Annotated in this window: 19 protein-coding genes; 13 read left to right on the top strand and 6 right to left on the bottom strand. The window is 40.0% G+C overall.

Going from position 1 to position 25,666, the window contains the following annotated elements:
• Nucleotides 1-14: 14 nt before the first annotated feature.
• From IZT61_RS04940 to gloA2, 3 genes are all read right to left on the bottom strand, one after another.
• Nucleotides 15-506, bottom strand: coding sequence for a metallophosphoesterase family protein (locus IZT61_RS04940; protein WP_196100077.1), 492 nt, complete (start codon nt 504-506; stop codon nt 15-17).
• A gap of 185 nt (nt 507-691) precedes the next feature.
• A complete protein-coding gene (locus tag IZT61_RS04945; RefSeq protein ID WP_230383859.1) occupies nt 692-1,342 on the bottom strand; it encodes a tRNA1(Val) (adenine(37)-N6)-methyltransferase in 651 nt (216 codons plus the stop codon).
• Between the two features lie 47 nt (nt 1,343-1,389).
• Nucleotides 1,390-1,776 (bottom strand): SMU1112c/YaeR family gloxylase I-like metalloprotein, encoded by a 387-nt coding sequence (gene gloA2, locus IZT61_RS04950; RefSeq protein ID WP_196100079.1) that lies wholly within the window; start codon nt 1,774-1,776, stop codon nt 1,390-1,392.
• A gap of 172 nt (nt 1,777-1,948) precedes the next feature.
• On the opposite strand from gloA2, the gene IZT61_RS04955 reads away from it, so the two are divergent.
• The 3 genes from IZT61_RS04955 to purL all read left to right on the top strand — a co-directional run bounded on the left by IZT61_RS04955 (nt 1,949) and on the right by purL (nt 6,470).
• The gene (locus IZT61_RS04955; protein ID WP_196100080.1) at nt 1,949-2,188 is read left to right on the top strand and encodes a DUF6364 family protein; all 240 of its coding nucleotides are present in this window, start codon (nt 1,949-1,951) and stop codon (nt 2,186-2,188) included.
• Nucleotides 2,188-2,595: a type II toxin-antitoxin system VapC family toxin gene (locus IZT61_RS04960; protein ID WP_196100081.1), complete on the top strand. Its 408-nt coding sequence runs from the start codon at nt 2,188-2,190 to the stop codon at nt 2,593-2,595. Before IZT61_RS04955 ends, IZT61_RS04960 begins: the two co-directional genes overlap by 1 nt.
• 179 nt (nt 2,596-2,774) lie before the next feature.
• Nucleotides 2,775-6,470: a phosphoribosylformylglycinamidine synthase gene (gene purL, locus IZT61_RS04965; protein WP_196100082.1), complete on the top strand. Its 3,696-nt coding sequence runs from the start codon at nt 2,775-2,777 to the stop codon at nt 6,468-6,470.
• A 361-nt stretch (nt 6,471-6,831) separates the two neighbouring features.
• Here the strand turns inward: purL and IZT61_RS04970 are convergent, their stop codons facing one another.
• Nucleotides 6,832-7,677 (bottom strand): energy transducer TonB, encoded by an 846-nt coding sequence (locus IZT61_RS04970; RefSeq protein WP_196100083.1) that lies wholly within the window; start codon nt 7,675-7,677, stop codon nt 6,832-6,834.
• A gap of 203 nt (nt 7,678-7,880) precedes the next feature.
• On the opposite strand from IZT61_RS04970, the gene IZT61_RS04975 reads away from it, so the two are divergent.
• The 3 genes from IZT61_RS04975 (at nt 7,881) to IZT61_RS04985 (ending at nt 12,121) form a co-directional block, all read left to right on the top strand.
• The gene (locus IZT61_RS04975; protein ID WP_196100084.1) at nt 7,881-10,055 is read left to right on the top strand and encodes a glutamine synthetase III family protein; all 2,175 of its coding nucleotides are present in this window, start codon (nt 7,881-7,883) and stop codon (nt 10,053-10,055) included.
• Between the two features lie 213 nt (nt 10,056-10,268).
• Entirely contained in the window at nt 10,269-11,546 is a 1,278-nt protein-coding gene (locus IZT61_RS04980; protein ID WP_196100085.1) for an AIR synthase related protein, read from the top strand.
• A gap of 176 nt (nt 11,547-11,722) precedes the next feature.
• Nucleotides 11,723-12,121 (top strand): c-type cytochrome, encoded by a 399-nt coding sequence (locus IZT61_RS04985; protein ID WP_196100086.1) that lies wholly within the window; start codon nt 11,723-11,725, stop codon nt 12,119-12,121.
• Nucleotides 12,122-12,373: 252 nt separating this feature from the next.
• On the opposite strand, the gene IZT61_RS04990 is transcribed toward IZT61_RS04985, so the two are convergent.
• Nucleotides 12,374-12,655, bottom strand: a complete 282-nt coding sequence (locus IZT61_RS04990) for a hypothetical protein (protein WP_196100087.1) — start codon at nt 12,653-12,655, stop codon at nt 12,374-12,376.
• A 203-nt stretch (nt 12,656-12,858) separates the two neighbouring features.
• Between IZT61_RS04990 and IZT61_RS04995 the strand changes: the two genes are divergently transcribed.
• Entirely contained in the window at nt 12,859-13,227 is a 369-nt protein-coding gene (locus IZT61_RS04995) for a hypothetical protein (protein ID WP_196100088.1), read from the top strand.
• On the opposite strand, the gene IZT61_RS05000 is transcribed toward IZT61_RS04995, so the two are convergent.
• Complete coding sequence (locus IZT61_RS05000) at nt 13,201-16,479, bottom strand: TonB-dependent receptor (protein ID WP_196100089.1); 3,279 nt, start codon at nt 16,477-16,479, stop codon at nt 13,201-13,203. The genes IZT61_RS04995 and IZT61_RS05000 overlap by 27 nt on opposite strands.
• Nucleotides 16,480-17,254: 775 nt before the next feature.
• Between IZT61_RS05000 and lpdA the strand changes: the two genes are divergently transcribed.
• From lpdA to IZT61_RS05030, 6 genes are all read left to right on the top strand, one after another.
• Nucleotides 17,255-18,643 carry a dihydrolipoyl dehydrogenase gene (gene lpdA / locus IZT61_RS05005; RefSeq protein WP_196100090.1) on the top strand — a complete coding sequence of 463 codons (1,389 nt, stop codon included), beginning with the start codon at nt 17,255-17,257 and terminating at the stop codon, nt 18,641-18,643.
• A 175-nt stretch (nt 18,644-18,818) separates the two neighbouring features.
• The gene (locus tag IZT61_RS05010; protein ID WP_196100091.1) at nt 18,819-19,658 is read left to right on the top strand and encodes an MBL fold metallo-hydrolase; all 840 of its coding nucleotides are present in this window, start codon (nt 18,819-18,821) and stop codon (nt 19,656-19,658) included.
• A gap of 110 nt (nt 19,659-19,768) precedes the next feature.
• Entirely contained in the window at nt 19,769-20,128 is a 360-nt protein-coding gene (locus IZT61_RS05015; RefSeq protein WP_196100092.1) for a hypothetical protein, read from the top strand.
• Between the two features lie 333 nt (nt 20,129-20,461).
• A complete protein-coding gene (locus IZT61_RS05020; protein WP_196100093.1) occupies nt 20,462-20,989 on the top strand; it encodes a ferritin in 528 nt (175 codons plus the stop codon).
• Nucleotides 20,990-21,819: 830 nt separating this feature from the next.
• Nucleotides 21,820-23,268, top strand: a complete 1,449-nt coding sequence (gene asnS, locus IZT61_RS05025) for an asparagine--tRNA ligase (RefSeq protein ID WP_196100094.1) — start codon at nt 21,820-21,822, stop codon at nt 23,266-23,268.
• A 293-nt stretch (nt 23,269-23,561) separates the two neighbouring features.
• Nucleotides 23,562-25,184, top strand: a complete 1,623-nt coding sequence (locus tag IZT61_RS05030) for an ABC-F family ATP-binding cassette domain-containing protein (RefSeq protein WP_196100095.1) — start codon at nt 23,562-23,564, stop codon at nt 25,182-25,184.
• The last annotated feature ends 482 nt before the right edge of the window (nt 25,185-25,666 follow it).

Genomic DNA, 25,666 nt, shown 5'->3' on the forward strand with positions numbered 1-25,666 from the left:
GTGTAATTTTTACATTATCTACCCGATAACTCTATTACCTCTAATGTATGAATAATTTCGTCAGTAATGCAAAAACGAACCAATGTTCTCACTTTATGCCAACCGTGTTTTCCTGCAGCACCGGGGTTAATATGCAGGCATTTTATCTTTTCATCGAAAACTACTTTTAAGATGTGAGAGTGCCCGGTAATAAATAATTTAGGCGGGTTAGTGTAAATTGCAGGCTTTACAAAAGTAGAATATCTGCCGGGATATCCGCCAATGTGCGTCATCCAAACATCTACGTTTTCGCACCTAAAACGATTTTGTTCAGGAAACTCAGCTCTGATGTCCGCAGTATCGATGTTACCAAAAACTCCGCGAAGCGGTTTAAATGCCGCTAACGGCTCTACAACACCTGGCCCGAAATCTCCCGCATGCCATATCTCATCTACGCTTTCGAAGTGCTTAAAAACAGCATCATCCAAATAACCATGCGTGTCAGAAATTAATCCTATCTTTTTCATTTTGTAAACTGAGTTGTATTCCTATTATACAAAAGCCCGCCGTTTAAGCATGAATGCTATCGTTGCCTTTCCAAGCACATATAAATTAACAGTAGCGATTAAACTTAGCGGAAAACGCTTTTGCCTAAAAAACATTTATTGTACAATCTTATCATTATTCCGAGACCAAAATTCGCTAAACACTTCTAAAATGCCAGAAAAAAATCCTTTAACAATGCCTTGTATTCCGCAGTATGAACCTTTAGCGAATCATAGATGTAAAAATCACTTTCTTTCAAAACGCCGAATTGCCTATCTAAACAGATAATTTGCCTGAAAGTAGGTTTAGATGAATCCGAATGCAGGTTGATTCTCTCGGCCAAACCGAGCCCAAACGTGGATGCCGTTTTTATTACCTCATCCGCAATTTTTACCGGTAAAATCAACCAAATTTTCCCGTTAGTTGTTAAAAGCTCGTCCGCTTTAGCTATCAATGAATTGAAAAACGCCTCGCTAGCATGCCTGGCAATGCCCTTTCTCATTTCGTCACTTTTCAAGTCGTTTACAAAAAACGGCGGATTAGAAACAATTAAATCGAATTTGCTGGCGCTGGTATATTGTTCAATTGCTATATTATTGATTGTTAAGCGTTCGTTAAAAACTGAACGTTGAAAATTTTTGGCAGCGGTTTCCGCCGCCTGTGCGTCAATTTCAACAGCTTGGACATTTGCTTCCGGAAAACGCTGAGCCAGCATCAGCGCTATTACCCCCGTTCCGGTTCCAATATCTAAGATGTTTTTTGGCGATGAATGATCTGCCAAAGCCCCAATTAACACGCCATCAGTATTAATTTTCATGGCGCAGCCAGTCTGATCGACTTCGAATTGCTTAAATTTAAAAATACTCATTCTACTTCATACAATTCTAGCGGCAGGCCATCCGGATCAGCAAAAAAAGTAAACCTCTTCCCTGTCCATTCATCAACACGAATCGGTTCGGTAGTAATATCCGCATCATTCAATCTGGCAATCTCTTTTTCAATATCATCAACCTCAAAAGCCAAATGCCGTAAACCCTGCGCCTCGGGACGAGACGGACGTGCAGGCGGATTCTCGAAAGAAAAAAGCTCAATTTGGTAAATTCCATTAACTGCTAGATCCAATTTATACAATTTCCTTTCGACACGAAATACTTCACTAACCACAGTTAAACCAAGCTTATTTACATAAAAATCCTTCGACTTTTCGTAATCAGAACAGATAATGGCGACGTGGTGAATGCGGTTGAACATCTTTAAGAGTGGATTTTGTGCCAAAGGCATCCCTTTGGAAAATGAGTGAATGTTAAGCAAAGATGAAAAAAATGATTGAATTGACCTAAGTGATGTTTATTTATCCTAACGTCTACCTGATCGAACTAACATGTGATATTTTTTATTAATTTTTACATGTAACTTTAAACAAATGAATACTAAACTGACATTAAATCTGAGTAAACATTTAATTGACAAAGCAAAGATATATGCAACGAGTCATCAAGTAAGTCTTTCCAAATTAATTGAAAATTACCTTAATTCTTTGACGAGTGATATACAGCAGAAATCGTCTGTAAGCCCATTAGTCGAAAGCTTAACCGGGATAATACCAGCCGATTATGATGAGAAAAAAGACCATCGAATTTATATCGATAAGAAATATTCGTAATGGAAAAAAATTTTGTCGATGTCAAGGTAATTATTAATCTTTTAGCTAAGCGTGAACCATTCTATATAGATGCCCAAGCTTTGTTTACCTTAAGCGATAAAAAGGAAATACAACTATGCATTTCATCTTTATCATCTGCAAATGCGTACTATTCAATCGTTAAACATCATAAAGAAGTAGACGCAAAAAAATATTTAGCAAAATTTAAGGTTCTCGTTACCGTTTTCGCTCTGGAGGATAAAGCGATTGACTTGGCCCTGGCTTCAGACTTTGAAGTTTTCGAAGATGGTTTGCAATACTTTGTAGCTATGAACAATGAGGTAGACATCATCATCACCAGAAACAAAAAAGGTTTCAAAAATTCAAAGATCCCTGTTTTGACTGCTGGAGAATATTTGAAAAAATAAAGCAATATTGAGGAAGTACGATTACCCCGCCATTCTATTCAATAAAATATCCGAAAACCTACTCATTCCATCCGCCACTCCTTCATTTGACATAGAACATTAAAATTAACTAATTCTGTCATTTATTCATTCTATCATTAAATTTAAAAACGCTATTTTTGCACTTTCAAAAAAAAAGCATGATTCATTTCTTCCTTAGTCAATCGCAGGCGATTTTCGTATTACAAACCGACACAACGCTATCCCCAGATGATATTACTAAACTTGAATGGTTATTTGGCGGTGCCAAAATCTCGCAACAAACAACCCTAACCGGTTTTTTTGTTGGACCAAGAGCAGCGATGATTACCCCATGGAGCACCAACGCGGTAGAAATTACCCAAAACATGGACATGCAGGGCATTATCAGAATAGAAGAATTTAAAGCCGTTGCCGAAGATTTTTCCGACTATGATCCGATGCTTTCTCAAAAATATGATAAGCTTGATCAGGAAATTTACACCATTAATATTAAGCCTGAGCCGATTTTAGAAATTACCGATATTGCCGCTTACAACAAACAAGAAGGCTTATCTTTAAGCGATGAAGAAGTTGAATATTTAAACTCCCTTGCTGCTCAAATACAGAGACCTTTAACTGATTCAGAGGTTTTTGGATTTTCGCAGGTAAACTCAGAACATTGTCGCCACAAAATCTTCAACGGAAAGTTTGTAATCGACGGTGTTGAACAAGAAACTTCTCTTTTTAAACTGATCCGTAAAACATCTGAGCAAAACCCTAACGATATTGTTTCTGCTTACAAAGATAACGTAGCCTTTATAAAAGGCCCGAAAGTACAGCAGTTTGCACCTAAACGTGCCGACGTTCCAGAATATTACACCACAAGCGATTTCGATTCGGTGATCTCGTTAAAGGCCGAAACGCACAATTTCCCGACCACGGTTGAGCCATTTAATGGTGCTGCAACAGGTTCTGGTGGCGAAATTAGAGACCGTTTAGCCGGCGGACAAGGCTCTTTACCTTTAGCCGGAACTGCGGTTTACATGACCGCACTTTCTCGCTTAGCTGATGACCGCCCTTGGGAAAACGGCGTTGAAGAGCGACAATGGTTGTACCAAACGCCAATGGATATCCTGATAAAAGCATCAAACGGTGCTACAGATTTCGGTAATAAGTTCGGTCAACCGCTAATTACAGGTTCAGTGCTTACGTTTGAACACGACGAACATCTCGACAAGCTTAATGTAACACCTAGAAAACTTGGTTTCGATAAGGTAATTATGCTTGCTGGTGGTATTGGTTATGGCAAGGCCGATCAGGCACAAAAACAAAAACCACAAGAGGGCGATAACATTGTAATTCTTGGTGGCGAAAATTATAGAATCGGGATGGGTGGAGCAGCAGTTTCATCGGCCGACACTGGCCAACATGGCTCAGGTATAGAGTTAAACGCCATCCAAAGATCGAACCCCGAAATGCAAAAGCGTGCGGCAAACGCCGTTCGTGGAATGGTTGAGAGCGATCACAACTCGATTATCTCTATTCATGATCACGGCGCTGGCGGACACTTAAACTGTTTATCGGAGCTGGTTGAGGAAACTGGCGGATTGATCAATTTGGACAAACTTCCGGTTGGCGACCCTACCCTATCTGCAAAAGAGATCATCGGAAACGAATCTCAGGAAAGAATGGGATTGGTAATCGGCAACGAACATATCGAAACCTTACAAAAAATCGCCGATCGCGAGCGCTCGCCCATGTACACCGTGGGTAAGGTAACCGGCGATCATCGCTTTACTTTCAAATCGGAAACTTCGGGCATTAAGCCAATGGATCTGGAATTGGCAGCCATGTTTGGCAGCTCGCCAAAAATCGTAATGGAAGATCAAACCGTTGATCGCAAATATGACGAAGTAACCTATAACAAAGCCGAGCTAAACACCTATTTAGAGCAGGTTTTACAATTGGAGGCCGTAGCCGCTAAAGATTGGTTAACCAACAAAGTCGATCGTTGTGTAGGCGGCCGAGTGGCCAAGCAACAAACCGCCGGGCCTTTACAATTGCCTCTAAATAACTGTGGCGTAATGGCTTTAGATTTCCAGGGCAAGGAAGGTATCGCCACTTCGGTGGGCCATGCCCCTATTTCTGCCTTGATTGATCCCGCTGCCGGTAGTCGCAATGCCATTGCAGAATCTCTATCCAACATTGTTTGGGCACCTTTAAAAGATGGTCTCAAAAGCGTTTCGCTTTCGGCCAACTGGATGTGGGCCTGTAAAAACGAAGGCGAAGATGCCCGTTTATATACCGCCGTTAAAGCTTGCTCGGATTTTGCCATCGACCTTGGAATCAATATTCCAACCGGAAAAGATTCGCTGTCGATGAAACAAAAATATAAAGACGGCGATGTAATTGCACCCGGAACCGTTATCATTTCTGCAGGCGGCAATTGTAACGACATTACAAAAGTGGTTGAGCCCGTACTTCAAAAAGATGGTGGATCGATTTATTACATCAACCTTTCCAGCGATACCTATAAATTGGGCGGTTCATCTTTTGCGCAAATCTTAAATAAGATAGGCTCAGAAACACCCGATATTAAAGATGCTGATCAGTTTGCTAAAGCGTTTAACACCATTCAACAATTAATTAAGGAAGATAAAATTCAGGCTGGACACGATATTGGCAGCGGTGGCTTAATTACAACCTTATTAGAAATGTGTTTTGCCGACCGCGAGTTGGGTGCATCGATTGATCTGTCTCCGTTGGCAGAGCAAGATATAATTAAGTTACTATTTGCCGAGAACATTGCCCTCGTTTTTCAGGCCGATGCATCCGTTGAAAGTGCCTTAACCAAGGCCGGTGTTGCTTTCCATAAAATTGGCGAGGTAACCGGATCAGCTACACTGGAGGTTAAAAATTCGACAGAGAGTTTCAGTTTTGATATCGACCATCTGCGTGATGTTTGGTTCAAAACATCATACTTATTAGATAGCAAGCAAACCGGAAATGGTTTAGCAAAAGAGCGTTACGACAATTACAAAAACCACCTTTTAAAATACAGTTTCCCGGCTCAGTTTGATGGTAAGAAACCTACGATCGATGCATCAAAACCACGCCCGAAAGCAGCAATAATCCGCGAAAAGGGAAGCAACTCCGAGCGTGAACTGGCCAATGCAATGTATTTAGCAGGCTTCGATGTAAAAGATGTGCACATGACGGATTTGATTACCGGCAGAGAAACTTTGGAAGACATTCAATTTATCGGCGCCGTTGGTGGTTTCTCTAACTCCGATGTTTTAGGATCGGCAAAAGGTTGGGCCGGAGCATTTTTATACAATGAAAAAGCAAAAGTCGCCTTAGAAAAATTCTTTGCTCGCCCCGACACCTTATCCGTTGGCGTTTGTAATGGATGTCAATTGTTTGTTGAGCTTGGCTTGATTAATCAAGATCATGAGGAAAAACCGAAAATGTTGCACAACAAGAGCGGGAAGCACGAAAGTATTTTCACTTCATTAACCTTGCAAGAAAACAACTCGGTTATGCTATCATCGCTCGCGGGCAGCACCTTGGGCGTTTGGGTATCGCATGGCGAAGGAAGATTTTCGTTGCCTTACGCAGAAGAAAAATATAAAATTGTAGCCAAATATGCCTACGAAACTTATCCGGCCAGCCCGAACGGTTCCGATTACAACACCGCAATGATGTGCGATGAAACTGGTCGCCATTTGGTAATGATGCCACACATCGAGCGCTCCGTATTTCAATGGCATTGGGCTAATTATCCAGCCGGAAGAAAAGACGAAGTTACCCCATGGATGGAAGCCTTTGTAAACGCCAGAAAATGGATTGAGGCTAAGGTTGAAGGAAGAGGGTAGAAAGGTAGAAGGCGTTAAGGTATAGGGTTTGGGGTTTTGAACCGATAAACACTTTTAAAATTAAGGCTTGGGTTTTCGCCCAAGCCTTTTTTAATTAATCCACCTCACTTTTTCCTGAGTTATTATTGAGCGTTAAATAAAATCGGATGTTAATACTTTTAGCCTTAGTGGCGTTTATTGCGTTCGTAGCCACCATGTCGTCATTTCCGCGCCAGCCTGAACGGACGGGATTAATGCAATTGACCCTTTTCGAGCATAAGGATCCCCAGTCAAGCTGAGGATGACGACCGTTCATGGTTGGCGTTCATGGTTGACGTTCGGTGATCTTCTCAAACCTCAAATCTCCCCGCTCAAATCGCTATTACATCATTTGAAAGTTAATCGCCATATTATATCTCACGCGAACAGGAACACCTTTATTTTTGCCAGGTTTCCAAAGGGGCGATTTTTTGATTACCTTAATAGCTTCTTCATCGCAGCCAAAACCAATTCCCTTTAAAACCTTAACATCAGTTACCGAACCGTCTTTTTCTACCACAAAGCTTACAAACACCTTTCCTTTCACACCTTCTTCTTGCGCCTGGTATGGGTACCTTAAATTGCGCTCCATGTATTTAGACCAGGCTTTTGGGCCACCCGTAAATTCAGGGTATTCATCTACCCCCGTAGCATCAATAATAGCATTCGGGTCGCCCCCGCCCTCTCCTTCTTTGCCCAGGCCAGTTCCTTCACCGCCACCCTTCGTATTGGCAATTACCGCGTTTGGTGCTATAATTCCATCTTGCGTTACATTGCTAACAACAGCAAGTTTAATATCATCTATTGTTGGTGGAGGTGCAAGATCTTCTTTATCCACTACCACAATATTTTGCGAAAGTGCCACGGTTTTAACTTTTACGGGCTCGGCCTTTGCCGGTTCAACCTTTTTTTCTGGCTCCTCAACGGGTTTCTTCATTTGGTGAATTACATTATCCAGTTCTACAACCGTTGGGGTCTTTTCTACCAATAGCTCTTTCGGAAAAAGCTTACCGTATATTAAAGGAGCAAAAAACAAGAGCAGAAAAAATGCCGACGATAAGAACAGCGCCTTGGTAATAATGGTTGATGATTTAGCCCTTAACTGGTAGGCGCCATACTTTTTGTTGCGGTCTGCAAATACAAGATCGAGCCACTCGGTTTTGTATACGTTAATCGATGAGTTGAACATAGTTGTTGAGTTTTCTACAATGATGCAACCCAATTGCCAATTCCATAAAACATTCGAAAAATCTGAATATTTTACGAAAAATGAAAAAATCAGACTAAAAATCTTTTTTTTATTTCAATTTCAAAAAAATTGATACAAATAGCAGATTTGTTTTATAAAAATTAATAAATTATACTATTTTTGACAAAAAACATAACGAATTAATGAAAAGCTTAAGAACCATCGCATTAAAAGAGGCTCAAAACAGAATTTCTCCTGAAGTTAAATCTCCTTCGTCGAAAATTTCTGACTTTTTCGGCGCTAATGTATTTGATAAGAAAAAAATGAGAGATTTCTTATCTAAAGACGTGTATGAGAAATTAATTTCATCTATCAATCAAGGTGAGTTAATTAATACCGATGATGCTAACCAGATTGCAACCGCAATGAAATCGTGGGCTATGAGCGCTGGTGCAACACACTATACACACTGGTTTCAGCCATTAACAGGTACAACTGCCGAAAAACACGACTCATTTTTTGAGCCAAGTGGCGAAGGTGCAATCGAGAAATTTGCAGGAAGCGCGTTAGTTCAACAAGAGCCAGATGCATCAAGTTTCCCTAACGGTGGTATTCGTAATACTTTCGAAGCACGTGGTTATACCGCATGGGACCCATCGTCTCCAGCTTTCATTATGGATAGCAAAGCAGGTAAAACCCTTTGTATTCCAACCGTATTTGTATCGTACACAGGTGAAGCTTTAGATTATAAAGCACCTTTATTAAAAGCATTAGCAGCGTTGGATAAAGCAGCTGTAGATGTTTGCCAATATTTCGATAAAAGCATTACCAAGGTAAACGCCTCGTTGGGTATTGAGCAAGAATATTTCCTGGTTGATGAATCGTTATTTAACGCCCGTCCTGATTTATTGTTAACTGGTCGTGCTTTGTTCGGACACATGTCTGCAAAAGGCCAGCAATTAGAAGATCACTATTTCGGATCAATCCCAGAGCGTGTATTTACTTACATGGTCGATTTCGAAAATGAGGCTTTAAAGTTAGGTATTCCTTTAAAAACACGTCATAACGAGGTTGCGCCTTCACAATTTGAATGTGCTCCAATTTACGAAGAAATTAACCTGGCTATCGATCACAATCAATTGTTGATGGATTTGATGGAAAAAGTTGCCCGTCGTCACCATTTCCGTGTTTTATTGCACGAAAAACCATATGCAGGCATCAACGGATCAGGTAAGCACAACAACTGGTCGTTAATTACCGATACAGGTAAAAACCTATTATCGCCAGGTAAAACGCCTAAAAATAACCTGATGTTCCTTGCTTTCTTTGTTAACACCATTAAAGCCGTTAGCGAACATGCCGATTTGTTACGTGCAAGTATTGCATCAGTAAGCAACGATCACCGTTTAGGTGCCAACGAAGCTCCACCGGCAATTATTTCTATCTTCCTCGGTTCACAATTGAACGATGTTTTGGATGAAATTGAGCACTCACGCATCAGCAAAAAAATTAAAGAAGATAACGCACTTTGGTTAGGTATTCCTAAAATCCCTCAAATTTTGTTGGATAATACCGATCGTAACCGTACCTCTCCTTTTGCCTTTACCGGAAATAAGTTTGAATTAAGGGCTGTTGGTTCTTCTGCCAACTCTTCTGCGCCAATGACCATCTTAAATGCAATTATGGCCGAGCAGTTAACTAAATTTAAGGTTGAGGTTGACAAACTGATTAAAAAAGGTGATAAAAAAGATATCGCTTTGTTAACAGTAATCAAAAAATACATTAAAGAATCTAAATCTATTCGTTTCGAAGGAAATGGTTACAGCCAGGAGTGGGAAGATGAAGCTGCAACACGTGGTTTATCAAACATCAAAACTACGCCAAAAGCTTTAGATGCTTACTTAACCGAAAAATCGGCCGAGTTATTTGCAACTACCGGAATTTACAGCAGTCGTGAAATTCATGCCCGTCATGAAATCATGCTTGAGAACTTCTACAAAAAGTTACAAATTGAAGCACGTGTAATGGGCGAAGTTGCCAATACTTCGATTATTCCAGCAGCAATTGCTTACCAAAATTCGTTAATCGAAAACGTGAAGGGATTAAAAGAGATTGGTGTAGACAGCAAAACTTCTATTGATATTGTTAAAAAACTATCTGAGCATTTAGATATCGTTAAAACAAATATCGACGCCATGCTTGAAGAACGTAAAGTAACCAACAAAATCGAAGATACACGCGAGAAAGCAATTGCTTACGATGAGAAAGTTAAATCTTACTTCGATACTATCCGCTACCACGCTGATAAATTAGAGCAGATTGTTGATGACAGCGTTTGGCCTTTACCAAAATTCAGAGAATTGTTATTCATGAAATAAGTTTAAGCCGTAAGGTTTAAGGTATAGGGCGTAAGGTAAAAACTTTACGCCCTTTTTTGCATCCTGATTTCGAGGATTTTTAAGATGTAAATTGAGGAGGCAATGTTCAACCTAACTGCCAACAACTAAGTTCGGATCTTTTTTGCCCCATGCTAAAAACCTTTCACCTTTTACCTTCCACCTTTTACCTCTATTCACTATCTTTGCGGCAACATGAGTGATAATAGGTACAATCAGCGTGGCGTTTCTGCCTCAAAAGAAGATGTGCACAATGCCATCAAAAACATCGACAAGGGAATCTTCCCAAAGGCGTTTTGCAAAATCATTCCCGATATTTTAGGTGGCGATGAAAACTATTGCAATATTATGCATGCCGATGGTGCGGGAACAAAATCTTCGCTGGCCTATGTTTACTGGAAAGAAACCGGCGATGCGTCGGTATGGAAAGGAATAGCACAGGATGCCATTATCATGAACATCGACGATTTAATTTGCGTAGGTGCAACGGATAACATTCTCTTATCATCAACCATCGGGCGTAATAAAAATCTCATTCCAGGCGAAGTTATTGCCGCTATAATAAATGGCACCGAAGAGATTTTAGCAGATTTACGCGAGCAGGGAATTTCCATCTACTCTACCGGTGGCGAAACTGCGGATGTAGGCGACCTGGTACGAACAATTATTGTAGACTCGACAGTGACCTGCCGCATGAAACGCGAAGACGTGATCAGCAACGATAACATCAAAGCTGGCGACGTAATTGTTGGGTTGGCCTCTTATGGTCAGGCCACTTATGAAACCGAATACAATGGCGGTATGGGCTCAAACGGGCTTACCTCTGCACGGCACGATGTATTTGAGAAATCGATAGCAAATAAATATCCCGAAAGCTTTGATCCTGCTGTACCGTTTGATCTGGTTTTCTCGGGCAAGAAGCAATTGACGGAGGAGGTTGATGTTTCGACTCCGCTCAACATGACAGACTCGACTCCGCTCAACATGACAGACTCGACTCCGCTCAACATGACAGACTCGACTCCGATCAACATGACAGACTCGACTCCGCATAAAATTACGGCCGGCAAGTTAGTGCTCTCTCCTACCCGTACGTATGCGCCTGTAATAAAAAAAGTATTGGAAAGCTATCGAAGCCAAATTAACGGCATTGTACATTGTAGCGGAGGCGCACAAACCAAAGTGCTTCACTTCATCAATGATGATGTTCACGTAATAAAAGACAATTTATTTCCCGTTCCACCGCTTTTTAGGTTGATACAGGAGCAATCGGGTACCGATTGGAAGGAAATGTATAAGGTATTTAATATGGGGCACAGAATGGAATTATATGTACCTACGGAGATTGCACAAAGCATTATCGAAATTTCGCAAAGCTTTAATATCGATGCGCAAATTATCGGTCGGGTCGAAAGCGCTGATAAAAAACAGGTAACCATAGAAAGCGAAAAGGGAACTTTCATTTATTATTAACCCTTTTTTTGATAACAGAAGGCTTTAGATTAACATCTAAAGCCTTTTTTGATGAATTAACATTTCGGATTATCGATGCGGCCTAATCCAGCGTTATGAAATAAATTCATTACAATGGTAACAATCGAAGCTAACAAAGAAAATGGCGTTATATTAGCTAGATCAAATAACAAGACATGTACTACAAAAAATCTCTGGTGCTGGCCTTATTGGTATCCTTTGCCTTTGGCCTAAGTGCCTTTATGCCACAGAAGTCAGATGAAAAGAAAGCTAAAAATCTAAAGGTTCTACCGAAAGACATCAGTCATGAAGATCTAGACAAGATCATGGACAACTTTAAGATGGCGCTGGGCGTAAAATGCGGATACTGCCATGCGCCAATGGCCAATAACCCACGAAAGCTAGACTTTGCAAGTGACGCAAAACCCGAAAAGGAAACCGCCCGCGATATGATGCGGATGACTGCAAAGATCAACAAGAAATATTTTCACAATGCTATGGAAAATGGCAAAACCGTCTCTAAGATAGCCTGCGTAACCTGCCATAATGGAAAAACAGAACCAGCAGCGAAATAAACCCGTTTCAATGGTTGCTTAACTGGCAATACTAACTTTAATGAGGGTAGCTAAGCGCCGACTTTCCTGAAGGGGTCACTCTGGCATAAATTTCCCTTCCAAGTTAATGCGATAGCTATCAAATTCGCATCGCTTTTCATAACCTCTCCCTATTAACTTTTGGGTTAAAAGCAACGCCTTTGCTTTCCCTCTCCTCGAGGAGAGGGACGTACAGAGTGAGCAAAAACCACTGCTATTAAAAGAGAGAGGTTTTTATTCTCTTTCTATAAACTTATGGAAAGTGCTTTCCTCTCCATCAGCTTTTTTGTCCTGATACAAAAAATCAAGCTTCTGCTCGTCGAAAGTCTTGAAGAAAGACTCCCAATCGACCTCCTTTAAGTCTGATTTTGCATCGCTATTTTTTGGGAAATGAATCCTTAAAATTCCACCACCCTTGCCGTCTTCGGTATCTGCAACTATGGCCGGTACGCCGTTGTGCTTTTCTGCCCAGGCCTTAATGGTATCGTGATCGTGCGTTTGTTTTGAACTGCTCATCTTTTTTATATTAGTTTAATAATTAGACCAATAGTAAAATTCATTTTAACAGAAATGGTTTTATCAAATACAAAAAAAGCTCGCGATTTTAGAGGAGAAAGATTCGAAGATTATAACTGAATATTTTCTAACAAACTTCCGTTGATGGTTTTGGCAAAGCAACGAACCGGACTGGCAAAGCAACGAACCGGACTGGTAAAACAATGAACCGGACTGGCAATGTAATGAACCGGACTGGTAAAACAATGAACCGGACTGGCAATGTAATGAACCGGACTGGCAATGCAATGAACCAGACTGGTAAAACAATGAACCGGACTGGCAATGCAATGAACCGGACTGGCAATGCAATGAACCGGACTGGCAATGCAATGAACCAGACTGGTAAAACAATGAACCGGCCTGACAAAGTAACTCGTGCTACTGCTAACAGGGTGATTGCAGAAGTAAATATACCTCGAGCCTTCACGCTTATGGATAGAGTTGGTGTTATAAAAAAGCTCCCGATTTTCATCGGGAGCTTCAGTATTAATTTTAATTCGGTATTAGTTGAAGAAGTATTTAACACCTAACTGGCCAGTCCATCTCGATGAGTTATAGTTCGAGAAATCTTGGATGGTAAAGGCGTTATCTTTAGCACTTGTCACCGTTGGGTTAAATTGATAAGACGGAACCCTTGTAGTTGCATTCACACCTGTAACTGTTAACAACGTATAGTTATCGTTGCTTAGGTAGTAAAATCTTCCCCAATCTTTATTAATCAGGTTACCAACATTATTGATATCAAAAGAAACTGCTAAATGTTGCTTCGAATTACCAACTTTCACATAAAAGTTTTGCTCTGCATGTAAATCAAACATGTTCACAAATGGTAAGCGAGCACCATTACGCTCGGTATATTTTCCTCTTTTGTCTTTCAAATAAGGGTCGTTATCGATAAACTTATCAAAAGCTGCAGCTTGTTCAGCCGGGGTATACGTTCTTGCCGTAGCGCCAGTTCCAACAGTTAGCGGAACGAAGTTCAATTGAGAAGCAGATTGCGGAACGAAAATAAGGTCGTTGCTGCTGCTTGTACCGTCATCACCAAGTATACTGTTTCTATAAACATAAGTATATCTTGTTCCTGATTGGCCTGTATAGAATAATCCAATTGAAGTTCCACCAAATTTAAACCAATCTTTGCTGTAAGATGCGTTTGCCTTCACCATGTGACCAAAATCGAAATCTGAATTTGATAACCTCAAATTGTTCTTTCCAAATGCCGTTTCCATATATCTCCACTGAGAAGAGTTTTGGCTACTGGTCGGTTCGTTCATCACTTGTGCTCTTGAAAAGGTATATGAACCTGATAGGTCTAAGCCGCTTTGAAACTTTTTAGATAAAGCTCCTGACACAACATATGATCTGCCAGCTCTACCACCATTTTTCACCAACATTACATAGGTGTAAGGGTTTTGTATACCAGCTGCACTAGGGTTAAAATCAATTTTCGTTGTAGAGTATAATGGCCTGTTATCAACACCAACTGCATTGCTACTAGACGGAAGAATATTTGCATTGTAGTACATGGTTTGATTTAAATTTAAGGTATAGTTACCTTCAATTGTACCTACAATGCCGCCAGGTAATTTTTGATCAACCGCGAAGTTGAATTTAATAACTTTAGGAGATTTAAAGTTTTTGGCCATAATATTCATCTCTCCGGAAGGAGAAGTTGTTGTACCGCCAAAAGCTTCAGCTGTATATTGATTGTTAACATCTGGTTGGAAAGGCAAGGTTCCATTAGGCAAACGTGGGTTACTATTATTTGTATAACCACCTATTAATACTCCAGCGTTAGAGAACATTCCTCCAGGTGTAACAGCAGTAATTCTAGATTGAAACAGACCAATACCACCTCTAAATTGAGTTTGACCATCGTTCATTGAATGTTTAATGGCGAAACGAGGAGATAATGAAACGTAAGCATCTGGAGCTTGACCAGAACGTGCTCCGCTCAAATCGTAATACTTTTGAATGTTTCCTAAAGCCGTATTGTTGAAATAGTTATCAACCGATGGCTGATTACCGTAGCCAATTAAATCAGCACGCAAACCTAATAAAATAGTTGTATTGGCGGTTACATCCCATTTATCCTGGAAAGCCAAACCAACACGGTAAGTTTTAAATTTAGCGGCAGCGGCAGATCCGTCACCAGCGATATCATCTACCAGCGAATACGAATAGTTGTACGAAGCAGGACCTCGATCGTTAACAAAATCACTTATGCTATTGTATACGTATGCACCGTATGCCTGGCGGATAAATAAATTGTAGTAATCGTTATACTCGGCATCTTCGATTAATGAGAGTGTATGATCACCAGTGTAAAACTTCGTTTCGTTAATTAAGCTGTAGGTTTTTTGCTTTAATTGGTTGGCAGCACTAAAAGCTTCCGTTCCGAAGTTGATGTTACTTGCACCGTCTCTAATTTGTACACTTGGGAAAGGGTTTCCAAGGCCTCCTCTGTCATCTAATACATTGGTATAACCTAATAATAAACTATTAGATAATTTATTAGAAAAGTTCGATTTTAACTCTGCAGTAAATTGATGCGTTTTATTTGGATAAACAACTGCACCATTATTAAAGTTAATGGCTGTTCTAGAACTTGCCGAAGTACTTACGTTTTCTGCATCAATATAGTTGTAAAACAAAGAGAATTTGTGCTTATTGCTAATATTCCAATCTAATTTTGCAGTTAAAGCCTTTCTGTCAACTGTTGCTGCATTATTTAAATATCCGCCCGGCTCGTAACCATATTTTGTTCTAAGCAAGTCTGCCAATCCATCAATATCTGCTTTCGTAGTTGTTGTGTTACCATAGTTTGCAAAATCAAAAACTTTTGGCGTGTTTGATTTTTGATATTCTCCAGCCACAAATAAAAACAGCTTATCTTTTACTATTGCACCACCAAGGTTAGCGCTATAGGTTCTAGCGGTAAAGTCAGGTAATTTAATTCGTGTTGCTGATTCATCGTTTGTTGGAGTCTTACCTGCTAAATTCTGATTTCTTAAGAAATAAGAGAAACCTCCAACAACCTTATTAGTTCCTGATTTCGTAACAGCGTTGATAGACCCTCCTAAGAAGCCAGAATATCTCACATCAAACGGACTTACGTTAACTTGTAACTGGTCTATAGCGTCTACCGGTATCGGAGATGAATTCGCCTGACCGCCATTCGTACCTGTTGCAGCCAAACCAAACTGATCATTCGCTGGAGCACCGTTAATGCTTACAGAATTGTACTTGTTGTTCTGACCAGCGATTGAAATACCTCCGTTGTAATCTGCTCTAGCTTGAGGTGTCTGTCTTAAAAGATCATTCAAGTTACGGTTTGTAGATGGCGTAGCTGCAAGTTTTTCTGCATCAAAAACTGTAGTCGTATTCAATGAATTTTTATCAAACACAGAATTTGATCTTTGAGCACCTTTTACAACCACATCATCTAATTGTTTGGTGTCAGAGCTCAACAAAAAGTTGATTTTCATGTCATCTCCCAAACTAGCGCTAACGCCGCTTTTAGTTTGAGGTTGATAACCTAAATAAGTGACGCTAATGGAGTACGGACCGCCAACGTTTACGTTTGGCAGTGTATACCTGCCGTCGCCACGCGTTTGAGTGGTGTACTTTGTACCTGAAGGCGTGTGAACAGCGACAACCGTAGCTCCCGGAACTCCTCCTCCATTGTCACTAACAAGACCACTTATAGTAGAGGTAGTGATCTGTGCATTTAGCTTTAAGCACAACAGCGCCATAAAAAGAAGTAGTAAAGATTTCTTCATGCTTTGTTTTTTAATTGTTTTTGTTGTTTAAATAAATCTTAAATCGATTTTACGGCGGCAAATGTACTTATTAAAATTTAACACATTTTAACATCTAATGTTAAATTATCATTAACAATGTCAGATTTTTTCAACATTTAACATCCTTTAACGGCGGCCTAACTGTCGCTTTATCAATACATTGAATTAAACAATAAATTTTTATCAAAAAAGCACGATTTTCATTACCAAAAACCTACTAAACAATCAACAACAGTGAAATTTTGAGAAAAAAGTTACTAACACTGTAAAATTTTCTGTGAAGCCAGTTGCAACAAAAAGTCAGCAGGATAAAACTTGCTAAAAAAAGGAATGTATGATAAAATTTACCAATGGATCAACATCAAAATTCTGACTTGCGGTAAAATTAAATTCTATAAATGTTTCGGAAGGGAATATAATTGATGTGAATTGTGCATGCTAAGTTATACACAATGTAAATTTTACGGATGATGCTGATTATCGGCTAATCAATTGACATTTTTTTTTTAGTTTTGGCAATTGTTGAACCTTAAAATTTAACTACGTAAGGTGTTTCGTCAGATTGCGATAAACACGAGAATTATCTGCCTTAGCAGAGACTCCTTCACCCGAAGATTACGGAACAAACTGATAAATAAAATCAAATCTCTTTAAACATAGATACGAACCATCCATAATTAGATTGTGATTGATTTTCGGCGATCATGGTTATGGTAAGCTCCATCTGAAGGAAAAGAAATAAATTAAAAAACAGATGAATTACGACGTTATTGTTTTAGGCAGCGGCCCAGGTGGCTATGTAGCTGCAATCAGAGCTTCACAATTGGGAATGAAAGTTGCAATTGTTGAGCGTGAATCATTAGGTGGTATTTGTTTAAACTGGGGCTGTATTCCTACAAAAGCACTTTTAAAAAGCGCTCAGGTTTTCGAATATATCAACCATGCGGCCGAGTACGGAATTACAACCTCAGGCGCAACTGCCGATTTTGCAGCGGTTGTAAAGCGCAGTCGCGGCGTAGCCGATGGCATGAGCAAAGGCGTTCAATTTTTGATGAAAAAGAATAAAATTGACGTAATTATGGGCACTGGTAAATTAAAGCCAGGCAATAAACTCGAAGTAAAGGATGCCGATGGCTCTCAAAAAGAACTCACAGCAAAAAATATCATCATCGCTACAGGTGCACGCTCGAGAGAGTTGCCAAACCTGAAACAAGACGGTAAAAAAATTATCGGCTACCGCCAGGCAATGGTGCTACCCGAGCAGCCTAAAAGCATGGTTGTGGTAGGTTCTGGTGCCATAGGTGTAGAATTTGCCTATTTTTATGCTACAATGGGCACAAAGGTTACCATTGTAGAGTTTATGGAAAATGTTGTTCCCGTAGAGGATGAGGACGTATCTAAACAATTGTTGCGCAGCCTTAAAAAAGTGGGTATCGATGTAATGACATCGGCATCAGTAGAATCGGTTGACACAAGCGGAGCGGGCTGCAAGGTTTCTGTTAAAACTGCAACAGGGATGCAAACTATCGACGCTGATATTGTGCTTTCTGCCGCTGGTATTGTAGCCAACATCGAAAACATTGGCCTCGAAGAAACCGGCATTAAAACTGAAAAAGGCAAAATCGTAACCGACGAATTTTACAATACATCAGTAAAAGGTTATTATGCCATTGGCGATGTGGTTGGCGGACAAGCGCTTGCACACGTAGCATCTGCTGAAGGTATTATCTGCGTAGAAAAAATTGCCGGCCAACATGTTGAGCCTTTAGATTACAATAACATTCCGGGATGTACTTATTGCACGCCTGAAATTGCTTCAGTAGGTTACACCGAAAAAGCAGCCAAAGCAGCCGGTTACGAGTTAAAGATCGGGAAGTTTCCATTCTCTGCCTCGGGTAAAGCCAGTGCTGCCGGTGCAAAAGATGGCTTTGTTAAGTTAATTTTCGACGCAAAATATGGCGAATTATTAGGTGCCCACATGATTGGCGCTAATGTTACCGAAATGATTGCCGAAATTGTAGTTGCTCGTAAATTAGAAACTACCGGCCACGAAATGATCAAATCTGTTCACCCCCACCCTACCATGAGCGAAGCCATTATGGAAGCTGCTGCCGATGCGTACGGAGAAGTGATACACTTGTAGTTGGGAGTTCTGAGTTGGGAGTTGGGTGTGTGAAGACGCCTAAACTGCAAAAACCTGCCAGCTCACATCATTTAACATAATTCACCTAAATCCCTTTGGTTAGTGCCAAAGGGATTTTGTATTTTGATCACTCCAAAAAGTTAACCAAATCTAACAATTAAACAGTTTACCAACAATGAAACTTCACACCATAAACACAGGATTATTTAAATTGGATGGCGGCGCCATGTTTGGTGTTGTTCCAAAGGTGATTTGGCAAAAAACCAACCCGGCCGACGCCAACAACCTCTGCACCTGGGCCATGCGTTGTCTTTTAATTGAAAACGAAAACAAACTTACCTTAATTGATACGGGTATTGGCGACAAACAAAATGAAAAGTTCTTTAGTCACTATTACCTGCACGGCGAAGATAGTATGCAAAAGTCGTTAAGTACATCGGGGTTTTCGATGACAGACATTACAGATGTTTTCTTGACCCATCTTCATTTCGATCACGTTGGCGGCGCTGTTATCAGAGAGCATGAAAGGTTGCTGCCAGCTTTTAAAAATGCAACCTATTGGAGTAATGAAAAGCATTGGAAGTGGGCTACCGAGCCAAATGCAAGAGAAAAAGCTTCCTTTTTGAAAGAAAACATTTTGCCGATTGAAGAAAGCGGACAGCTCAAATTTGTTGAAGAAAAAGAAAACATAATATGGCAGGAGGGCATTCAAATCGGGTTCGCCTATGGACATACGGAAGCGATGATGTTGCCGAAAATCAGCTATAAGGGCAAAACCATAGTGTACATGGCCGATTTACTACCCTCGATTGGTCATTTACCATTACCCTATGTAATGGCCTACGATATGTTTCCCCTGAAAACGCTGACGGAAAAACAGGCGTTTTTAGAAGAAGCAGTTGAGAAAGACTACATTCTTTTCCTGGAGCACGACCCTGTTAACGAATGTTGCACTTTACAGCGTACCGAAAAGGGAATTAAAGTTAAAGACACCTTCAAACTGAGTGAAATTTAACAGGATCAACATTCAGCCAAACTATCGACGTCCAAAGTGTGCAGTCTGACATGAAATTTATTTCGAGATTTATTTGTATTTAATCTAAATAATGACAACTTTTGTAATCAATGGAAAAAGCTTGTATCGATATTAATGAACTGGTTAACGTATTCTCAAATAATCACGGCGCTGTTTATCAATCTGATAAGTTAAACTGCTTTTATATTGATTTCGGCGGGAAATTTGCCCGTTTCAATTGCCTTTCGCTTCAAAAGTTAAAGAAAGTTGTAGAGCAGATCGATATTGAAGATTTACTCCTAAACACAAAAAGAGCCGATTTTGAACTGGTTACATTTAACGGCTGCGAGCATATTTATCTATTAAGTGCATTAGAAATTGTTGCTTTAAAAGACTTACTACAGGGCACTTTTACCATGCTAAAGCTTAACCACCTAATCAGCGATTGTCTTTATCGGTTGGTTTACTAGTTTATTGTTCATTGGTTAATTAGTCAATTGTTCATTGGTTCATGCATTGCGTTAAGTCATCCGATGAATTTCTGCAAGCTGCCTATATTCATCGGATGACTGAAATAACTGCGAATTGCTAATTGCTAATTGTTTATCGCTAACTGATCATTGCCCATTGCTAATTGCATACTGCTAATTGCTAATTCTAAACATCTCATATCCAATCAGCGCTTATTTAAACTCATTATAAATAATTAATTATCAACAATTTAGACTAATTTCATATAGCAAATAAATTATAGATGTGAACAAATTCGCGTTACATTTGTATAGTTATTAAAGCACAGAATTATGAAAGATCTAATGCGTATTAAATGTTTAATATCACAGGATATTGAAACACTCTTAAATCAACAAATCAAAAAAGAAGCTCATTCTTCATCACTATATTTATCAATGGCATCATGGTGTAATCAAAATGGTTACGATTATTCTGCAGATTATTTCACCAAGCAATCTGAAGAAGAAAGAATGCACCAACTTAAATTGTTCAAATATGTATTGGACATGGGCGGCAATGCCATATCACCTGAAGTAACAGGTATAAAAACCGAATTTTTAGGTTTTAGAGAAGTTTTTGAAGATGCCCTTGAAGCTGAAATTGCCATTACCCAAAGCTTTAAGAACATCGCTTCCAGATGCCACAAAGAACAGGATTTTGTTACAATGGAATTTTTAAACTGGTTCCTGAAAGAACAACGTGAAGAAGAATACAAAGCACGTAGAGCTTTAGAACTGTTTGATGTTATCGGCGAAGAAGGAACAGGAAGATGGGAAATTGACAAACACGTAAACAAAATTACGTACTCAGAAGAATAAGAAACAACTAACAAAACATATATCAAAAAGCTATCTTTCGAGATGGCTTTTTTTATGCCCTGTTTTTTTTCCTGAATGCTGGTGGCTATACTGCGCATACCTCCCACCTCACTATTGCGACGCTCTGGTTTGCACTTGCAATCTCCTGCACGCTTTCGTCCTTTAGAAACCTTGACCTGAATGATAAGAAAAAAGAAAGCCTCCGAGAGTTTTCAAGGAGGCTTCTTTCTTGTTTAGGTGGTTTGGTTTATATAAATTATGAATAAGTCTTTAAAAGCTTGATAAAAAAGCGCCGTTTCCGGCGCTTTCTTAAACCAAATATATAATAATAATTAACGAGCGTCACAAAAATACACAGATTATTGTTAAAAGCAAGCTTTTTGGAAATAAAATTTAAAATATTTTCATCTTTAACAGCAAAACACAAATAATTTAAACAAAAGTCAATTTCAAAAAGCCAAAAAAACCATCTTTAATGAGAAATATTTGAAATATTGCGTCGAATACTATACAAAAACCACAATACTAAACGAAAATTGCCGATTTGTTTCAATAAAAATCAATTATAAATCAAAATATAGCTACAAACACCCTACGAAATTAAAAAATACGGACGATTACTATTAAGAATAAAAAAAGCAAAAGAATTTAATAGTAATCACGCTCATTGCTTACCAACAAAAAAAGCTCATTATCGCTTTGATCAGAAGAGGAAATACGCACATTCCGTTCTCAAAGTTTCTTTGAAGCTTAAATTGGCAATTGCTGGCTGAAACTACCCGTGCAATAAAGTTTTTTTCCTAAATTTGCGGCTTTTACAAACAGATAATATGATTAAGAGACAGCAAATTAAAGATTTATTGAAATCGACAGCATTTGACACAGAAGTAACGGTTATGGGTTGGGTTAGAACCTTCAGAAATAATCAGTTCATTGCTTTAAATGATGGATCGTGCATGGGCAACATTCAGGTTGTAGTCGATTTTAATAATCTTCCTGAGGAGCTGTTAAAAAGAATAACAACTGGCGCTGCTATTTCAGCAACCGGTAAACTGGTAGAATCTTTAGGAAAAGGTCAGTCGGTTGAGATTAAGGCAACCAATGTTGAAATCCTGGGCGATAGCGACCCTGAAAAGTTTCCGCTTCAACCTAAAAAGCACAGCTTGGAGTTTTTACGCGAAATTGCACACCTACGTTTCCGTACCAACACCTTTAACGCGGTGTTTAAGGTTCGCCACGCCTTGGCTTTTGCCATTCACCAGTTTTATAACGAGCGTGGATTTGTGTATATGCACACGCCTGTAATTACTGCAAGTGATGCAGAAGGCGCTGGTGAAATGTTTAAGGTTACGGCTTTAGATTTTGATAACACACCCCGTACGGATGATGGAAAAGTAGATTTCTCACAAGATTTTTTCGGTCGTGCAACTAACTTAACAGTTTCTGGACAGCTTGAGGGTGAGTTAGCGGCAATGGCTTTTGGAAAAATTTATACTTTCGGACCTACTTTTAGGGCAGAAAACTCGAACACTACCCGCCACCTGGCCGAATTTTGGATGATTGAGCCTGAAGTTGCCTTCGCCGATTTAGAAGACAACATGCAGCTTGCAGAAGACATGATGAAGTATGTAATTAAATATGCTTTAGATAACTGCAAGGAAGAACTAGAATTTTTAAACGCCCGATTAGCAGAAGAAGATAAACAAAAACCGCAAAACGAGCGAAGTGAATTTGGCTTGCTAGAAAAACTAGATTTTTGTTTGGCTAATGATTTTGAGCGCCTAACCTATACAGAGGCGATAAAAATATTAAAATCATCAAAGCCCAACCAAAAGAAACAGTTCAAATACCTTATCGATGAGTGGGGAGCGGATTTACAAAGCGAGCACGAACGCTATTTGGTAGAAAAACATTTTAAAAAACCGGTGATTTTAACGGATTACCCGGCTGATATCAAATCGTTTTATATGCGCCAGAACGAACCCGATGCCGAGGGCAGAAACACTGTTGCTGCAATGGATATTTTATTCCCGGGCATTGGCGAAATGATTGGCGGGTCGCAGCGTGAGGAACGTTTAGAGCGTTTAACAAAACGCATGGACGACATGAACATTCCACAAGAGGAACTTTGGTGGTATTTAGATACACGCCGCTTCGGTTCGGCACCCCATGCGGGTTTTGGCCTCGGCTTTGAGCGTTTAGTATTGTTCGTAACCGGCATGACCAACATACGCGATGTGATTGCATTCCCTCGCTTCCCAAAAAATGCGGAATTTTAAGAAAGGTATAAGGCAGAAGGTTGTAAGGTAAAAGGCTTGCGTGCAAACAAAAGCTTAGAGATTAAAGCTGGATGCCTACACTTTCAAATCGTCATTTAGAGAGAAGCGAAGCGCAATCGAGAAATCTTTAGCCCGTTGTACGAGGGCTAAAGATTCTCTCCACAGCAGCGCCTACGGAGCGCCACGTGCGAAATGACGAGCGAGCGGCACGTTAAACCTTACACCTTTTCACCCTCCATCCTTTTCACCCTCCACCTTTTTTCCGTATCTTTGCGGCTTATTTCTATTTACTTATGATTTCAGTTTCTAATTTATCATTACGATACGGCAAACGCACACTTTTTGAAGATGTTAACTTAAAATTTACGCAGGGCAATTGCTATGGCGTAATTGGGGCTAACGGCGCTGGTAAGTCTACTTTTTTAAAGATCTTATCGGGCGAGGTAAATCAAACTTCGGGTAGTGTAGCTTTTACACCAGGCGAAAGAATGGCGGTTTTAAAACAAAACCACTACGAATTTGATGAGTTTTCGGTGCTGGAAACGGTCATGATCGGTCATAAGGAACTCTATGCCATCATGAAAGAGAAAGATGCCATTTACATGAAGGCCGATTTTACCGAAAAAGATGGCGAGCGTGCCGGAGAATTGGAAAATATCTTTGCGGAAATGGACGGCTGGAACATGGAAAGCAATGCGGCAACGATGTTGAGCAACCTGGGAATTACCGAAGATAACCACTATAAACTATTGAAAGAGCTGGATAACACACAAAAAGTACGTGTGTTATTGGCGCAGGCGCTGTTCGGTAATCCTGACATCTTGTTGCTGGATGAGCCTACCAACGATTTGGACATTGAAACCATTGCCTGGCTCGAGAACTTCCTGGCCGATTATCAAAATATTGTACTTGTAGTATCGCACGACAGGCACTTTTTAGATGCCGTTTGTACGCATATTGTTGACATCGATTTCGCTAAAATGAGCATTTATACCGGTAACTATACGTTCTGGTACGAATCGAGCCAACTGGCGCTAAAACAACGTAGCGATCAGAACAAAAAGATGGAAGACAAGGTGAAGGAATTGCAGGAGTTTATCCGCAGGTTCAGCGCTAATGCGTCGAAATCTAAACAGGCTACATCCCGTAAAAAGGCTTTGGATAAAATCGATATTACCGAAATTAAGGCTTCGAGCCGAAAATATCCTGCTATTATTTTTAACAATCTAGGCCGCGAAGCTGGAGATCAGATTTTACAGGTCGAAAATTTGGGTAAATCTGGCAACGATGGCATCTTGTTCGATAAAGTTACCTTCATGGTGAACAAGGGCGATAAGATCGCTGTTTTATCTCAAAACAGTTTGGCCACCGCAGCATTTTACGATGTGCTTACCGGTCGAGATACCGATCACAAAGGCGAATTTAAATGGGGTGTTACCATCAGCACTGCTGATATACCAAACGATAACTCTGAATATTTCGACGGCAAGGATGAAAATTTGGTAGATTGGTTACGCGAATACTCTGGAACGGATGCTGACGAGCAGTTTGTGCGCAGCTTTTTAGGCAGAATGTTGTTTTCGGGCGAAGAAGTACTTAAAAATGTAAAAGTACTTTCGGGAGGTGAGAAAATGCGCTGCATGTTCTCAAGAATGATGTTGCAGCAAGCCAACCTGTTGATGTTCGATGAGCCTACCAACCACCTAGACCTGGAATCGATCGAAGCTTTGAATAATGGCATGAAAGATTTCAAGGGAACAATTCTTTTCACTTCACGAGATCACCAGCTAACGGAAACCGTGGCGAACAGAATTATCGAAATTACGCCAAAAGGAACGATTGATAAGCTAATGACTTATGACGAATACATTAACAATCCCGATGTTGCGAAACTTCGTGAGGAAATGTATGCGTAATTGATACAACATTTTTTTTAAGCCACATGCGATGCATGTGGCTTTTTTGTTTTTGTACATGAGCGTGAGAGACAATAATTGTTTGCTCTTTTTATCACTTCAGTCAAGAAAGATCGTCATCCTCAGGGGTCAGTTTAGAGTGAAGTGTTTTCGTCATTGCCCCAAAGGGGCTACTCCGTAGCGAGGCGGGCTTGTGCGAGCCGACTTGTGCCGATTTTTCGTCGGTAAGCAATCTGGTTTACGAAAAGAGATTGCTTCGTGCCTCGCAATGACGATGGTTCACACCGCTGCCATAGGTTGCTTGACTCGGAATTTTAATGTCAAAACGGGTTCTTGCATAGTCATCGCCGCGAAACATAACATGCATCTTTTTTTAAAAGATACTTTCTAAAAATCATATTGAGACGGTTACAAAAAAAAACAAACCATGCTGTAGCGTTTCTGATTCATTAATCGTTTTACAAGAAAAAGCGTTAATGGCC

Origin of the sequence: Pedobacter endophyticus (assembly GCF_015679185.1) — a bacterium.
Classification (GTDB): Bacteria; Bacteroidota; Bacteroidia; order Sphingobacteriales; family Sphingobacteriaceae; genus Pedobacter; species Pedobacter endophyticus.

Excerpts from the sequence above, each read along its gene's own strand:
- IZT61_RS04980 (WP_196100085.1), top strand. The coding sequence starts at position 10,269 with ATGAGTGATAATAGGTACAATCAGCGTGGCGTTTCTGCCTCAAAAGAA.
- IZT61_RS05010 (WP_196100091.1), top strand. The coding sequence starts at position 18,819 with ATGAAACTTCACACCATAAACACAGGATTATTTAAATTGGATGGCGGC.
- asnS (WP_196100094.1), top strand. The coding sequence starts at position 21,820 with ATGATTAAGAGACAGCAAATTAAAGATTTATTGAAATCGACAGCATTT.
- IZT61_RS04990 (WP_196100087.1), bottom strand. The coding sequence starts at position 12,655 with ATGAGCAGTTCAAAACAAACGCACGATCACGATACCATTAAGGCCTGG.
- IZT61_RS05015 (WP_196100092.1), top strand. The coding sequence starts at position 19,769 with ATGGAAAAAGCTTGTATCGATATTAATGAACTGGTTAACGTATTCTCA.
- IZT61_RS05020 (WP_196100093.1), top strand. The coding sequence starts at position 20,462 with ATGAAAGATCTAATGCGTATTAAATGTTTAATATCACAGGATATTGAA.
- IZT61_RS04940 (WP_196100077.1), bottom strand. The coding sequence starts at position 506 with ATGAAAAAGATAGGATTAATTTCTGACACGCATGGTTATTTGGATGAT.
- IZT61_RS04970 (WP_196100083.1), bottom strand. The coding sequence starts at position 7,677 with ATGTTCAACTCATCGATTAACGTATACAAAACCGAGTGGCTCGATCTT.
- IZT61_RS04960 (WP_196100081.1), top strand. The coding sequence starts at position 2,188 with ATGGAAAAAAATTTTGTCGATGTCAAGGTAATTATTAATCTTTTAGCT.
- IZT61_RS05000 (WP_196100089.1), bottom strand. The coding sequence starts at position 16,479 with ATGAAGAAATCTTTACTACTTCTTTTTATGGCGCTGTTGTGCTTAAAG.
- IZT61_RS04975 (WP_196100084.1), top strand. The coding sequence starts at position 7,881 with ATGAAAAGCTTAAGAACCATCGCATTAAAAGAGGCTCAAAACAGAATT.
- IZT61_RS05030 (WP_196100095.1), top strand. The coding sequence starts at position 23,562 with ATGATTTCAGTTTCTAATTTATCATTACGATACGGCAAACGCACACTT.
- IZT61_RS04995 (WP_196100088.1), top strand. The coding sequence starts at position 12,859 with ATGAACCGGACTGGCAATGTAATGAACCGGACTGGTAAAACAATGAAC.
- IZT61_RS04985 (WP_196100086.1), top strand. The coding sequence starts at position 11,723 with ATGTACTACAAAAAATCTCTGGTGCTGGCCTTATTGGTATCCTTTGCC.
- purL (WP_196100082.1), top strand. The coding sequence starts at position 2,775 with ATGATTCATTTCTTCCTTAGTCAATCGCAGGCGATTTTCGTATTACAA.
- IZT61_RS04945 (WP_230383859.1), bottom strand. The coding sequence starts at position 1,342 with ATGAAAATTAATACTGATGGCGTGTTAATTGGGGCTTTGGCAGATCAT.
- lpdA (WP_196100090.1), top strand. The coding sequence starts at position 17,255 with ATGAATTACGACGTTATTGTTTTAGGCAGCGGCCCAGGTGGCTATGTA.
- IZT61_RS04955 (WP_196100080.1), top strand. The coding sequence starts at position 1,949 with ATGAATACTAAACTGACATTAAATCTGAGTAAACATTTAATTGACAAA.
- gloA2 (WP_196100079.1), bottom strand. The coding sequence starts at position 1,776 with ATGTTCAACCGCATTCACCACGTCGCCATTATCTGTTCTGATTACGAA.